Below are 14,645 nucleotides of genomic sequence, written 5' to 3'. Positions count from 1 at the left end.
TCACCTTATTAAACAACTACATACGTTGGCTGCTGTCCTGCTAGAACATCTACCACATTTTTTGTTGCCTTAGTTCTTAATTCTTCAATTGCCTCTTCTGAATAAAATGCACTATGGGGTGTAAGATACACATTATCGAACGTTAATAGCTCGTGACCAGCTTCGATTGGCTCGTGTTCAATAACATCTAAAGCTGCTCCTGCTATTTTTTTTGATTTTAACCCTTGAATTAAAGCTTCCGTTTCAATAATCGGTCCCCGTGCAGTATTTATAATAAACACACCGTCTTTTAATTGTGTTAATCGCTCTTTATTTAATAAATGCATCGTTTGCTCAACTAAAGGTACGTGGAAGGAAAGAATATCTCCTAATTTGATAGCTTCATCTAGTTCCACTTTTCTCACACCATATTTAGCCATTTCTTCAGCGCTAACAAACGGATCATAACCTATTAGAGTTAGGCCTAATGGTTGAATTTTTTCAATAACTCGTCGTGGTATTCGGCCAAATCCAAAAATTGCAAATGTTCTATTTTCAAAACGATAAATTGGTTTTCCAACATTAAAGTTCCATATACCATTTTTCACTGCATTATTAAGCTCAATAACTTTTCGTGTCCATGCCATTAATAATGCCAAAGTGTGATTTGAAACTTCTTCAATCCCATAGTCTGGAACATTACAAACTTTAATGCCCAATTCCTTAGCAATGTTAAGATCTATCGTATCTACACCTACACCATATCGAGAAATAACTTTACATTTCGTTAAGCTTCTCAGTACACGTTCCGATAAAGGTGCATATTGATTAATAATTGCATCAGCATCTTTTGCAACTTCAATCACTTCATCTTCTGATTTACATTGTGCCGATACAAAATTAATTTTTAAGCCACTTTCATCTAATACACGTTGTTCAAATTCCAATGTCTCAAATTCATAATCTGTTAAAACTACTTTAAACATTTCTATGCCCTACTTCCACTTTAGGAACACCTAATCCAGTTGCTCCTAATTTTGATGTCTTAGCATCAGGGCAATAGCGCTTAATCATATCTACACCAATTGCAGCACGTCGTACACGCTCTTGAACTAAAGAAAGGTTTGTAGATTCCCACTGTTTTCCAGAAGGATAAACATCGGGATGATTACGTAAACCAAATTTGATATAAACCGGAGATAATACACGAATAATCTCTGGAATTTCATAATAACGTAAGAAACCGCCAAAGTTATCTGGCACTTCAATATAGATATCAATTGGAATATCAATGGACTGACGAATTGCTGCAAGTTTAGCTAACGTTAAAGATGATGGTACATTGTACGTATCAGCACCTAAATCTTGCATGATTTTTACTGAAACAGGGTTGCATGCCCCCATTTGCACCGATACTTTTACAACAAAGTCAGCTGGAAGTAGACCTTCCTCTTTCATTTTTTTAGTAATATATAATAATCCTTCGTCAGCTACGAGAGCTCCACGTAAACCAAGAGCTGCTCCACGTCTTAAATCCTCAATTGCATAAACTAATTGATTTGCACCCTCGTGACGTAATGCCTGTGATTTACCAGCAGTAGTTAAGGGGCCAGCACTAATATCCCAGGTACCACGTGGACCAACAAAAAGACTTAATTCCATTCCACGCTCCGCCGTTAGTTCACACATTTCCTTGATTTCCTCATCCGTTTGAAGCATAATGCCACTGCCTTGTGAAATACGATGAATTGTCAATCCATATTCATCTATGGCTTTTAATGTTTCTTTTAGTGCTTTTGGTCCTTCAACACTAGGTAGTTCGATGCGATATTGTGCTCCGTCTGGAAAACGCTTCGTTGATGTTGGAAGATCTTGATAGTCTTTACCTGGATAACCTAGCTTTTCTAAAAAGTCAATTGTACTTTTCATCATAAACCCCCGAACATAAGCTTTCTTCAATCATTGCTTTAGCTAAACTTCTTAAGTCTTGTTCATTATTAATGAACGGCGTTCTCAAATTAACCGATTCCTCTGGGAACCATCTTGCGTAAACAGCTTCCTTCATGGAAATATAAAAAGATGGATGCCAGCTATATAATTCCATTTTGTTACTTATTTCAATATGAAGTTTTTTTACTTGGCTAAAATCAGAATTATGAATTGCTTCATATAAACGAACTGATAATTCTGGTAGGAAAACTGAAGTACCATTAATGCTACCTGCAGCGCCCAGTATTTGTGCATCTAATAAATGTTCATCAAATGCACTATATACATAGAAATCTTCTCTTACGCTATTAAGCTCATTGATTACAGTACGAATACGAGAAATACTACTTACTGTTTCCTTAATACCTCGAATATTATCAAAGTCTTTAGCAAGCTTTTCAATAACACAAACTGGGATTTCCTGGCCAGTTAATTGTGGAATATTATATAAATAGATATCAATATTCACTGCTTTTGCAAGTTCTGCATAATATACGTATATTTGCTCATCACTTAGGTTCCAATAAAACGGGTTTACGACCAAAACTCCGTCAGCACCTAATCTTTCTACAAAAAGGGTTAATTCAATTGTTTCTTCAAGTATCACACCACCTGTTCCAACTAAAACTGGTAGTTTACCTCTTAGATAAGGAATAATCTCATTTAAATAATCTTTTTTCTCCTGCATAGTAAAATGAGGAAATTCACCGGAGCTACCTAGTAAGACTAATCCGTGTACCCCAGCTTCAATAATTTTGTCTACCATTTGCTTATTTTTTGCTAAATCAGGCTTCCCATTTTCATCTACTAACGTCACAACTGGAGGTATGATTCCTCTCATATTATTCCTCCTTATTGAGCCTTGATATAGACTGTCTTTGAAACAGTAAAGAACTCTTTTGCAGCTTGACCTTGCTCACGGCTACCAGAACTTGAATCTTTTAAACCACCAAATGGGGCTTGATATTCTACACCCGCACTTTCAGCATTCACTCGAACTAATCCAGCTTCTATATCATCAATAAATGCTAACGCATTACCAATATTTGTAGTAAAAATTGATGCGCTTAAACCATATTCAGCATCATTTGCAAATGAAATTGCATCTTCAATACTCTCTGCTTTAATTAATGCAATGACAGGGCCAAATACTTCCTCCTGTGCAATTCGCATATCAGTAGTTACATTATCGAAAATGGTTGGTTCAACATAGAATCCTGGTGTTAGCTCAGAATCAATTGCATGACCACCTGTAATTAGTGTTGCACCTTCATTTTTAGCAATTTCAATATACTCTAAAACGGTTTTGTATTGACCTTCACTTGCACATGGCCCCATCCAAGTAGTTGAATCTAAACCAGAACCAACTGATATTCCCTTTGTCACTTCAACTAATCGATCTCTAAATTGCTCGTATATACCTGATTGTATAATGACACGACTAGTTGCGGTACATTTTTGTCCTGTTGACTTAAATGCTCCACTGACTACTGCTTGCACAGCATTTTCAAGATTTGCATCATCTAGCACGATTACAGGGTTTTTCCCACCCATTTCAAGCTGATATTTCACTTGGTTTTTTGATGCTATTTCAGCGATCATCTTTCCTGTCTTGGATGAACCCGTAAATGTTATAGCCTTTAAATATTTGCTATTAATAATTGCATCGCCTACTGTTGATCCACTTCCTGTAATGAAGTTAAATACTCCTGAAGGTAGTCCCGCATCCGCGAAGCACTTTGCAACTTTAGCAGCAGTTACAGCAGCCTCGGAAGCTGGTTTAAATACTACTGTATTTCCGTATACTAATGCTGGAGCAATTTTCCAAATGGGAATAGCTACCGGGAAGTTCCAAGGGGTAATTACACCTACTACTCCTAGTGGAATACGCTTTGTAAACATTAATGCATCTTTCTCTGAAGCTGGAATTACGTCACCATTGCTGCGGCTACCTTCAGCAGCATAATATTTTAAAATTGCAATACCGCGCTGTGTTTCACCTAAAGCTTCTGGATACGTTTTACCCATTTCCTCCGTTAACGTTTTCGCAATCTCTTCAAGATTTTCCTCTAATAGCGCTGCTACTTTATATAAATATTGGCCACGTTGGAATTCACCAACCTTTGCCCATTCTTTTGAAGCATTATGTGCTGCTTCAATTGCTTCATTGGCTTCTTCAATAGTTGATGATTGTACTTGCCCCATCACTTGACGATTAGCAGGATTAATACTGTCTATTAATTTTCCGCTAGTTGATTGTTTCCACTCACCATTGATAAAATTCGAATGTACTTCCTCTGTTATGCTAAATACTTCGTTCATAAAAATCCTCCTAATTTCTTGTAATATTATTTACTAAGACACCTATTTTTGTACTAGATATTTCAATACGATCACCTTTTTCAAGTGTGAACTCATTGGGAGGAACGATACATGTACCTGTCATTAATGCAGTACCTGGAACAATATCGTTTTCATAGACTAAATATTTTACTAACTCATCTAATCTTCTTTTTAATTGATTGATGAATGCAGATCCTTCAAATTGCAGTTCATTATTCCTAAAAATCCGGCAAGTAATATCTAATTCATAAGGGTCTTCAATTCCTTCAGGCATCAATATAGATGGGCCGATTGAACATGAATTCTTCCAAATTTTTGCTTGTGGTAAATAAAGTGGATTTTCACCTTCGATATCACGACAACTCATATCATTACCTAATGTAAAACCAATAATATCCTCATCTTTACCAATAATTAAAGTTAGTTCTGGCTCAGGAATTTGCCAATTGGAATCATTACGAATATATAACTCAGCTAATGGTCCAACTATACGTCGCGCAGTAGATTTCAAGAAAATCTCTGGACGTTCTGCATCATAAACTTTGTCATAAAATGTTGATTCAATTTGTTTGTTTGCATTCTTTACTTCGAAGTTTCTTGCTTCCTTACTTTTTAAGTACGTTACACCTGATGCCCAAATTTCCTCTGGTACAATTGGTAAGACATATGAAAGTTCTTCAAGATTAATAGATATGGATGCAAGATTATTTTGTTTAATATAGTCACTTGCTGTAATACCTTGGTCTTTCAAGAAATAAAAGAAATCTACATATTGGTCAAAATCTATTGGAAATACTAAGTTTTCCTCATTAATTAAAGCACTTCGAATGTTACCTTTATCATTAAACCTAATAAATTTCATAGTAATCTCCTTTTCAATCTTTTTTATAACCAAGTTCCATAGATAAATCGAACGTGCATTGACATAATAAATCTAAAATTTCCTTTTTCTTCGTTTCTGTAACATTAACTAATGGAGTCGATACACTGATTGCCGCTACAACCTTTTGTGTATAGTCATAAACTGGCATAGCTAAGCAATATATACCTGCTTCATTTTCTTCATTGTCAACTGCATAACCAAGCAAACGAACATTCTCAAGCTCAGTTAAATAATCTTCATAATTTAAAATTGTATTCTTCGTTGCTGGTTTAAAATCATAGTTTTCAAAGATTGAGTCAATTTCCATTTGACTTAAATATGCCGTTAATACCTTCCCTACCGCACTTGAATGTAAGGGTACCTTTTTACCAATTCGAGAGTATATCACAAGAGTGTTAATACCATTGATTTTATCTATATATAATGCTTCACTATCAACTCGTACAACTAAATGGACGGTTTCATTCGTTTGCTGATTCAGCTTTGTTAAATACTTTTGTGCAATAGGCTTTATATCAATCTGACTCATTAACAGATTACCTCTTTCATATAAACGCCAACCTAATGAGTATTCTGCCGATTCAGAATCCTGCTTCATATAACCATAATGTTTTAAAGTTTTTAAAATTGAATGAACTGTACTTTTATTCAAATCTAGTTTTGTACTTATCTCTTTAATGCTAAATGAACGATGATTTTCATCAAATAGTTCTAAAATTTCCAATGCACGGGATATCGATTGGATTAATGTCATTTTATTCACCTCTTAAATTTTTAAGAGATCGAAAAATTAATATAATGAATATTCTTTTTGAAATTTCCGAGTTGCATCCTCATAAACCTGAATTGGTACAACTCCTCTTGAAGCATCTGTATGACCAACCATTCGGTTAGCTGCAGCAACTAACTTCTGTCTTGTTTTCATCTTTTCTTTTCTTTCATTAAATAACTTTATTCGATCTGGTCTCTCTTTAATGTAATTATCATAATAAATTTCGTCATTTTCAACATTGACTAAATCAATTCTTTGTTCTCGTAATCTTAAATGTAAGATGTCACCTGTTTTTAGATACCCTATACCGCCTCCTTCTAACGCTTCCGGTGTCATATGTCCAATTGCTGCACCATAAGTTACCCCCGAATAACGGCCATCGCTAATAATAGTACAAATGCGCTTTAATTTTCGATTCGCATTAATATGCTGCATTGGTGTAAACATTTCCGGCATACCAAATGCTACCGGGCCTTGCCCAGCAATAATTACAGCAATTTTCAATATTCCTAAATTAATAACTTGATCAAATAATTCATCATATGATAACTTTTGAAGTTCCTCATATTTCTCAGGTGCATTATATTTAGCAATTTTCTGCAATGTGTTCTCATTGATTACTTTCGCTTCTTTATATTGATTCAGAAGTGTTACATCAAGTAATTTGTTATTTGCCTCGTCCTCATTATCGAAATAAACGACTACTGATAATTTATTATCAAATTGATTTAATTGAGGTGTTGGCATTCCACTAATTTTTACTACAGCACTTTCGAAGAAATTTCCACGTAATACATCAACGCCACTAAACGGTCTTCGGGGTGTGCTTAAAATAACTGGGTTATCTTTAACATTTGTTGCGGGTAAATTATCTGTATATACAAGTCTCTCTTTCCAGCTAGACCCAGTTACTGTTAACGCATCTACATCCATATTAATACCGTTGTTCAGTAATTCATGGAATAATGACTCCATACCACGACTTTCTCCACTACAACATTGCATTGCTAATGCGAAAATGTCTCGTCCTTCCGTTAACGAATAGTTAAATAAGTCTGGTATCGGTTGTTCCTTCAAGATGCTTTCAATGTCAAATAAGCTAAAATCATACCCCGCATATATCATTGCAGAAACCATATGCATCATTAAGTTTGTCGACCCACCAGAGGCACTATGAATTCGAATACCATTACGAATATTTTGACTTACTAGCGAAGCTACACCAAACTCAGGTTTATTAATCATATGCTCAAATGCATCAATTACTGCGTTTATCTGTTGTTGGTTTGGCGGACTCGTTAATAACTCTACTGCTGGGTGTACTAATCCTAAACCAGCAACTAAATGACGTGAGCTATTCCCTGTACCATTGAATGTACATACTCCACCTTGTGAATCACAAGTAGCAGCTGCTAAGCGCATTTCTAAATATTTATGTTCCTCTTTTGTAATAATATTCTTTTCTACCGCGCGTTCAAATACACCTTGGAATGACGTATTCGCGGCACATTGTAAAATATAACTCATTGTATCCTTAAGATCGTTTCCAATATCTTCATGCCCCATTGCAACTGCTTTATCATAAACTGAATTTAACTTTTCTATAACATCCTCAGGAATAGTTCCACCTACTAATACATGAGCCGGAGCAAATGTTGCAAAGAATGGTGCATCACCACGAGACTTACGAAGAGTATCTAAATGAGCCAAACCACTTACAACTCCTAAAGGTTGCTTATCACACCCTTGAATAACAAAAGCGCCATGATAACTGTGAGCCTCTAATTGGTTCACTATCATTTGAGCAACAGCATTTCTGCTCTGAAGGGAATAACTCATTCCTTGGTTTGACTGAGCAGTTCCGTCACACATTACAGGAGTAGAAAAATAAAACGGCACTCCACCATTTTGCCAAATTCTAATGGCAGCTCTCGAAGAAGTCATATAGTCCATAATATGAGCTGGGTGATCTGCAGACCCACCAATAATTGCAATTCTTGGTGCATTGTTCTCTAACCGATTAATAACTTCTTCTAATGTCCAGTCAGGATTACCCCCCTCATAAAATGGACCAAGTATCTTTTTTGCATTGTCTAAAAGTCCGGCAACTGTAATTGGTTCATTTGCCTTCCCTTGCACATTTTCACTGTATGGATTAATTCTACTTTTTACTAATGGAAACGCCATATTATTCTCCTCCTAATTTATTTATAGTAAAATTAAAGATAAAAACGGAATAAATGTAATAATTAACAAAACTATTACCATGGCAATGATGAGTGGAATAACCGCTTTTGATAAAGCTTCGAGTTTTACTCCTGAAATACCCGCTCCAACAAAAAGATTAACTCCTACTGGTGGAGTAATAAATCCAATTGCTAATGCAACAATCATGATAATACCAAAATGGATTGGATCGTAACCAACCTGTGTCGCAATTGGTAATAAAATAGGAGTTAAAATGATGATGGCAGCTATTGTGTCCATGAAACAACCTACTATTAATAGTAAAACAATAATTAATAAGATAATGACAGTCTTGTCATCAGACAATGCTATTAAACTATTAGCTATTTTATTCGGAATTTGTTCAATCGTAAGCAATTTACCGAATCCTGTAGCACTTCCTACAATAATTAAAACTGTTGCAGACATTAGAGCGGAATCAACAAATACTGCATTCAAATCTTTCATTTTTAATTCTCGATATACAAACACACCGATTATAAAGCCTACTGCTACTGCTACCGCAGCTGCCTCAGTTGGAGTAAAGATTCCTCCATAAATCCCACCTAAAATTATTATTGGAATTAATAATGACCACTTTGCATGCCATATTTGTTTAGCGATATTAGAAATGGAGGTCTTTTCAGATGTGCCTTTGTATCCCGCCTTTTTCGCGTAGTAATACGCATAAACCATTAAGCCTAAGCCAACTAAAATTCCGGGGAATATTCCTGCCATAAACATATCACCGATTGAAACACTTCCAGATACTCCGTACATAACCATTGGTATTGATGGAGGTATAATTACCCCTATTGATCCAGCAGAAGCGACTACTGCAGTAGAGAACTTAATATCATAACCTTTTTTAACCATTGCAGGAATCATAATACTCCCAACTGCTGCTACTGTAGCAGGACCTGAACCTGAAATGGCTGCAAAGAACATACAGGTTACGATTGCTGTCAAAGCTAATCCGCCTGTTACCGAACCAACTAAAGATTCCGCTACTGCAATTAAACGTTTTGAAATACCGCCCTTACCCATAATTTCCCCAGCAAGAATAAAGAATGGAATTGCTAATAACGGGAACGAGTTAACAGAAGTCGTTAATTCTTTCATTATAAATTCAATCGGAATAGCTCCATGAATCAGGATTGCAACTATTGCCGATAAACCAAGTGCGATACCAATTGGTACGGTTAAAACTAGTAAAATAGCAAATGCTACAAATATGGTAACTCCCATCTATATTACCCCCCTTATAACTTCGGAATATCTGTATCGACAATTTCTTCATTATTCATAAACATTTTAGTTTCAAGATACATCCGCTGTATTATACGAATACTTGTAAGAAGCATCCCGATTGGCATACCTAAATACATAACGGACATTGGAATGCCTAATGAAGGGGCTTTTTGACCACTTTGACTAATAACTTCATAGATTGTGAACCCGTAGTATACTGCATAAACAGCAAATACTAAGAATAGCAAAAGGGATACCATATTTAATAAATATTTACCCTTTCTCCCCAAAAACGATAATAAAGCCTCTACACGAATGTGTTTTGCTCTTTTTACTCCATAGCTAATTCCTATATAAACTAACCAAACAAAGCAAAATCTCGCTAATTCTTCTGACCAGCTAAGTGAATTTTGAGCAACATATCGCATGAACACTTGTAGTACAATTACGACCGACATCAAACCTAATAAAATCAATAAAATTGTTCTTTCAATATTTTCATCTAACCATTTTATTAAGGTCATAAAAGCATCCTTTCCCCAAATTAGTGAAATGAGAAATCGAGAAAATTCTCGATTTCTCATTTGTCCAAATTATTGCTGCGCTTTTTCAATTTCAGCTAGGAATTCATTTACGAAATCCTCTCCAATTGTAGACTTGTATTTTTCAATAACTGGTTGTACAGCTGCTTTAAACGCTTCTAACTCTGCCCCTTCAATCTTGTTGTATTCCATTAAGCCCTTTAATTCTTCTAAGGATGAAACTGCTGTTTCACGGGATAAGTTACGGTTATGCTCTCCAGCTTCGATTGCTGCATTTTTTACGATTTCACGTTCTTCTTCTGTTAAACCATCCCAAGTTTTTTGGCTAATTAAAAAGATGAATGGTGAGTAAATATGATTTGTTTCAGTTAAATACTTTTGAACTTCTGGATATTTCTCTAAATGGATTGTTGGATATGGATTTTCTTGCCCATCAATTGTTTTTTGTTGCATCGCTGTAAATAACTCAGTGAATGCCATTGGTGTTGGATTAGCACCCATTGCAGACCACGCAGCAAGATGAATTTCATTTTCCATTGTACGGATTTTTAAGCCGTTTAAATCATCAATCGTTTTAATTGGTTTTTTACTGTTTGTTAGGTTACGGAAACCATTTTCCCACCAAGCTAATTGTATTACCCCTTGACTTGAAGCTTTTTCTGCTAATTTATCTCCAAACGGCCCCTGTAATACGGAGTCTACTATTTTAGTATCTGTTAATAGGAAAGGTAGGTCGAATATTCCATATTCAGGAACAAAAGTTGTAAATGGTGCTGTTGAAGGAATTGTAATTTCTAGTGTACCGAATTGAAGCATTTCAATTGCAGAACGATCATCAGCTATTTGACCTGAGTGATATACTTCAACTTCCAGTGAATCTGTTTTTTCTTCAACTAGCTCTTTGAACTTCAAAGAACTTTGGTAAAGAGGTGTTTGGTCATTTAAACCTAAACTAATTCGTAGTACTTTCTTTTCACCACTATCACCCGCTGCAGAATTACCATTATTGGATGATTCTGAGCTGCCACAAGCAACTAATAATACCGAAAGCATTAATAATAAGCCTAAATACAACACTTTTTTCATTTTAAATCCCCCTTTGTTCATTCTAAATTCCCCTTTGTTTTACATTATAAAACAGCGTTTTGAAAATTGATTAGAAATCGCTTTCAAAATCAATTAAATTTTAACTCTCAAAATACAGAATTGCAACAATTTTCCAAAATAGTAATTTTGTTTTTACTCATGCGAATAAATTATTTGATAATCATTTTCTTTAAATAGACCTACATCGACAACTCCAGCAACTAATTTTAATGAATGATAGGTTTCTGTCACGTCAAAATTATTTAAATTATATGCGTCATAAATATAATTACCATTGTCAGTCATAAAAGGAGTTGCTTCACCTCTGATATTGCCTATAAATCCTAATAGATTAATTTTATGGACAGTCCACCTGTAATTATATGGAACGATTTCAATTGGGATTATTTCTTTTGCAAAGTTCGATACAAACTTTGAAGAATCTACAACAATCACTCTTGACTGAGCCATATCTAAAATCTGCCTTTCTCTAAATAAAGAGCCTCCTCCTCCTTTAATCAAATTGTTTTGCTCATCGATACGATCTGCACCGTCAAAGGCAATGTCGATTCTATCAACATAGTTAATATCCAATAGATTCAAACCAAAAGGTAAGCTATATTTTTCAATTTTCTTAGAAGCCGGTACAAAAGATAGATGTAAACGCTCTCTTTTTATACGCTCTGAAATTAAATCAACAAAAATTTGCATCGTCGACCCTGATCCTAGTCCTACAATCAAATTGTCCTGAACCATTTGAACAGCTCTAAATGCTGCAGCCTTTTTTTGTTCAAGATTTTTGCTTTTATCGTAATTTCCTACCATTCAGCAATCGTTCCATCCGTATGGTGCCAAACTGGATTTTTCCATTCATGCCCGATTACAGCCATTTCACGTACGTAATCTTCGTTAATTTCTATACCCAGTCCAGGCTTATTCAAATTATGGACAAAACCATCATTATATTGAAATACATTTGGATCAACTAAGTAATCTAAAATATCGTTTCCTACGTTGTAATGAATTCCCAAGCTCTGTTCTTGAATAAATACATTGTAGCTTGTTGCATCTACTTGTAAGCAAGAAGCTAATGCAATTGGACCTAATGGACAATGTGGTGCTACTGCAACATCGTATGCTTCAGCCATAGAAATTATTTTTTTACATTCTGTAATACCGCCTGCATGAGATAAATCAGGTTGTATTATATCAACATATCCATCCGCTAGAATTTGTTTAAAATCCCAACGAGAGTACATTCTTTCACCAGTTGCAATTGGGATATTTGTATGATGAGCAATTTCACGTAAGGCTTCATTATTTTCTGGTAAAACGGGCTCTTCTATAAACATTGGATGAAATTGTTCTAACTCTTTAGCTAAAACTTTTCCCATCGGTTTATGAACTCGTCCGTGGAAGTCAATTCCAATCCCAAAATCCTTACCTAAATTTTCACGTATGATTGCCACACGCTCTATGACACTATCGATTTTTGAATAATTATCAATAAATTGTAATTCTTCCGTTGCATTCATTTTTATTGCTGTAAAACCGTTTTTATGCGCATTTTTGGCTTGCTCTAAAATATCATTTGGACGATCGCCACCAATCCAAGAATAAACTCGCGTCTTCTCGCGACAAACTCCTCCTATTAAATCTGATACTGGAGCATTATAAAATTTCCCTTTAATATCCCATAATGCTTGATCAATACCAGCAATTGCACTCATTAAAATTGGGCCACCACGATAAAAACCACCACGATATAATTCGTTCCAAATCCCCTCAATGTTTAAAGGATTTTTTCCGATCAAATAAGATTCAAGTTCGTGAACACATGCTTTAACTGTTGCAGCACGACCTTCAACAACTGGCTCTCCCCAACCGATAATTCCTTCATTAGTGGTCAGTTTTAAAAACAGCCATCGTGGTGGCACTATAAAAGTTTCTAAACTTATAATCTTCATTTCTTCACCTCACGAAACTTATCGATATATTGTTTGGCAATCAATTGTATTTGATCAAACTGTTTATTTGCTAAATATTCCTTGTTTAATAATGCACTGCCAACACCTACTGCTACAGCACCATTATTCAGAAACTCGGCCATGTTTTCTAAACTCACCCCCCCTGTTGGCATGAGCGGTACATGTGGTAGTGGGCCAGAAACATCCTTAAAATAGTTTGGGCCTAATGAAGTTGCAGGGAATACTTTTAAAATATCTGCGCCTGCTGAGTATGCCTGAGAAATTTCGGTAGGAGTATATACTCCTGGTATCGAAATACAACCATATCGATTTGTAAGTTGAATTGTTTCAATATCATAGATTGGTGAGAATATAAAATCTGCTTTGGCCTCTATTGCTGTTTTCGCAGTTATTTTATCTAAAACTGTACCAGCCCCAACAAGAACATCTTCACCATACTTTGTTTTTAGCTTACGTATTACATTAAAGCTAACTTCACTATCAACTGTAATTTCTAAAACTTTTATACCGCCTTCAATTAAAGCTTCTATTGATTCTTCTATAATTGATGGATTAACTTTCCTTATGACAGCTACTACTCCGTTTTGCACAATAAATTTCAGCCTATCCCATTTATACATGGTTACCTCCTAGCGCAATACGTCTAATTGCTCGTTAGATTGATAGAGACGTTCAAATTCTTCTAGAGTTGGTAGACCCTCAATGTCCCCATACTGCTGAATAACACAAGCACCCAATACATTCCCATAAGCAATGCTAGTATCAATAGTTTGGTTTGTTAATAGACCGTGAATAAAACCTGCTGCAAACGCATCTCCAGCTCCAACTGGATCCAAGATTTCCGTACCAACTACAGTAGGAACTTCGTATAATTGACCATTCAATGAATAGATTGTTGGCTCAGCTCCCTTTTTAATTACTACAACTTGACTTTCCTTTTTTGATAGAAGACGACAAATTTCTTTCTCATTTTTTGTTCCTACTAAAAACTCAGCCTCTGAGATTCCTGTTAATATATAATCTGACTGTTCAGCAATTCTTAAAATAACTTCCTTAGCTTCCTTTTCGTCCCACAACTTAAATCGAATATTTGGGTCAAAGATAATAGGAATATTATGTTTCTTAGCAATTTCAATTATCTTGAAAGTCATTTCTCGACATGATTGGCTTAACGCAGGTGTAATACCTGTTATATGAATATATTTAGATTGAATAATTACATTTTCTGGAATAGTTGCAACACTCATCTTACTAGCAGCTGAATTTTTTCGATAATAATAAATATATGTTTCATTTTTAGTGCGTAATTCTTTGAATAATACTCCTGTAGGTGCGTCATCAATCACTTTAACGTTTGATACATCAACTCCTTCAGCCCGAATAGTCTTAATAACTTTTTTTCCAAAGGGGTCATTTCCAACTTGTGAAATAAATGCTACATCATGCCCGAGTCTCGCTAATCCAATCAATACATTCGATTCCGCTCCACCAATTTTTTGATAGAGAGCTGATGTATCCTCAAGCCTACCATAATGATCTGCTTGAAAAATGACCATCGTTTCACCAACAGAAAATACATCTTTCAC

At 35.3% G+C, this 14,645-nt stretch carries 14 protein-coding genes; all 14 read right to left on the bottom strand.

From position 1 onward, the window contains the following. Nucleotides 1-8: 8 nt before the first annotated feature. The 14 genes from CD30_RS07395 to CD30_RS07330 all read right to left on the bottom strand — a co-directional run bounded on the left by CD30_RS07395 (nucleotide 9) and on the right by CD30_RS07330 (nucleotide 14,645). The gene (locus tag CD30_RS07395; RefSeq protein ID WP_036174717.1) at nucleotides 9-965 is read right to left on the bottom strand and encodes a C-terminal binding protein; all 957 of its coding nucleotides are present in this window, start codon (nucleotides 963-965) and stop codon (nucleotides 9-11) included. Beyond that, entirely contained in the window at nucleotides 958-1,908 is a 951-nt protein-coding gene (locus CD30_RS07390) for a U32 family peptidase (RefSeq protein ID WP_036174714.1), read from the bottom strand. Before CD30_RS07390 ends, CD30_RS07395 begins: the two co-directional genes overlap by 8 nt. Continuing rightward, nucleotides 1,892-2,809, bottom strand: coding sequence for a dihydrodipicolinate synthase family protein (locus CD30_RS07385; RefSeq protein WP_052126090.1), 918 nt, complete (start codon nucleotides 2,807-2,809; stop codon nucleotides 1,892-1,894). Before CD30_RS07385 ends, CD30_RS07390 begins: the two co-directional genes overlap by 17 nt. Nucleotides 2,810-2,820: 11 nt before the next feature. Then, nucleotides 2,821-4,290, bottom strand: a complete 1,470-nt coding sequence (gene gucD, locus CD30_RS07380) for an alpha-ketoglutaric semialdehyde dehydrogenase GucD (RefSeq protein WP_036174712.1) — start codon at nucleotides 4,288-4,290, stop codon at nucleotides 2,821-2,823. A gap of 10 nt (nucleotides 4,291-4,300) precedes the next feature. Then, complete coding sequence (locus CD30_RS07375; RefSeq protein ID WP_036174709.1) at nucleotides 4,301-5,173, bottom strand: fumarylacetoacetate hydrolase family protein; 873 nt, start codon at nucleotides 5,171-5,173, stop codon at nucleotides 4,301-4,303. Nucleotides 5,174-5,186: 13 nt separating this feature from the next. Next, nucleotides 5,187-5,948: an IclR family transcriptional regulator gene (locus tag CD30_RS07370; RefSeq protein ID WP_036174707.1), complete on the bottom strand. Its 762-nt coding sequence runs from the start codon at nucleotides 5,946-5,948 to the stop codon at nucleotides 5,187-5,189. A gap of 36 nt (nucleotides 5,949-5,984) precedes the next feature. Then, nucleotides 5,985-8,153 carry a dihydroxy-acid dehydratase domain-containing protein gene (locus CD30_RS07365; protein ID WP_036174704.1) on the bottom strand — a complete coding sequence of 723 codons (2,169 nt, stop codon included), beginning with the start codon at nucleotides 8,151-8,153 and terminating at the stop codon, nucleotides 5,985-5,987. Between the two features lie 21 nt (nucleotides 8,154-8,174). Beyond that, a complete protein-coding gene (locus tag CD30_RS07360) occupies nucleotides 8,175-9,440 on the bottom strand; it encodes a TRAP transporter large permease (protein WP_036174702.1) in 1,266 nt (421 codons plus the stop codon). Between the two features lie 14 nt (nucleotides 9,441-9,454). Further along, nucleotides 9,455-9,967, bottom strand: a complete 513-nt coding sequence (locus CD30_RS07355; protein ID WP_036174699.1) for a TRAP transporter small permease — start codon at nucleotides 9,965-9,967, stop codon at nucleotides 9,455-9,457. A gap of 69 nt (nucleotides 9,968-10,036) precedes the next feature. After that, nucleotides 10,037-11,071: a TRAP transporter substrate-binding protein gene (locus CD30_RS07350; protein ID WP_036174696.1), complete on the bottom strand. Its 1,035-nt coding sequence runs from the start codon at nucleotides 11,069-11,071 to the stop codon at nucleotides 10,037-10,039. A 153-nt stretch (nucleotides 11,072-11,224) separates the two neighbouring features. Continuing rightward, nucleotides 11,225-11,896 (bottom strand): ribose 5-phosphate isomerase A, encoded by a 672-nt coding sequence (gene rpiA / locus CD30_RS07345; protein ID WP_036174693.1) that lies wholly within the window; start codon nucleotides 11,894-11,896, stop codon nucleotides 11,225-11,227. Then, the gene (gene dgoD, locus CD30_RS07340) at nucleotides 11,890-13,038 is read right to left on the bottom strand and encodes a galactonate dehydratase (RefSeq protein ID WP_036174691.1); all 1,149 of its coding nucleotides are present in this window, start codon (nucleotides 13,036-13,038) and stop codon (nucleotides 11,890-11,892) included. Before dgoD ends, rpiA begins: the two co-directional genes overlap by 7 nt. After that, nucleotides 13,035-13,679, bottom strand: coding sequence for a bifunctional 4-hydroxy-2-oxoglutarate aldolase/2-dehydro-3-deoxy-phosphogluconate aldolase (locus CD30_RS07335; protein ID WP_036174688.1), 645 nt, complete (start codon nucleotides 13,677-13,679; stop codon nucleotides 13,035-13,037). The genes dgoD and CD30_RS07335 overlap by 4 nt, the downstream gene beginning before the upstream one ends. A gap of 9 nt (nucleotides 13,680-13,688) precedes the next feature. Continuing rightward, nucleotides 13,689-14,645, bottom strand: a complete 957-nt coding sequence (locus CD30_RS07330) for a sugar kinase (RefSeq protein WP_036174685.1) — start codon at nucleotides 14,643-14,645, stop codon at nucleotides 13,689-13,691.

The sequence above is a fragment of the Ureibacillus massiliensis 4400831 = CIP 108448 = CCUG 49529 genome (genome assembly GCF_000772965.1).
GTDB lineage: Bacteria > Bacillota > Bacilli > Bacillales_A > Planococcaceae > Ureibacillus > Ureibacillus massiliensis.
This window is presented reverse-complemented; position numbering and strand designations above follow the sequence as displayed.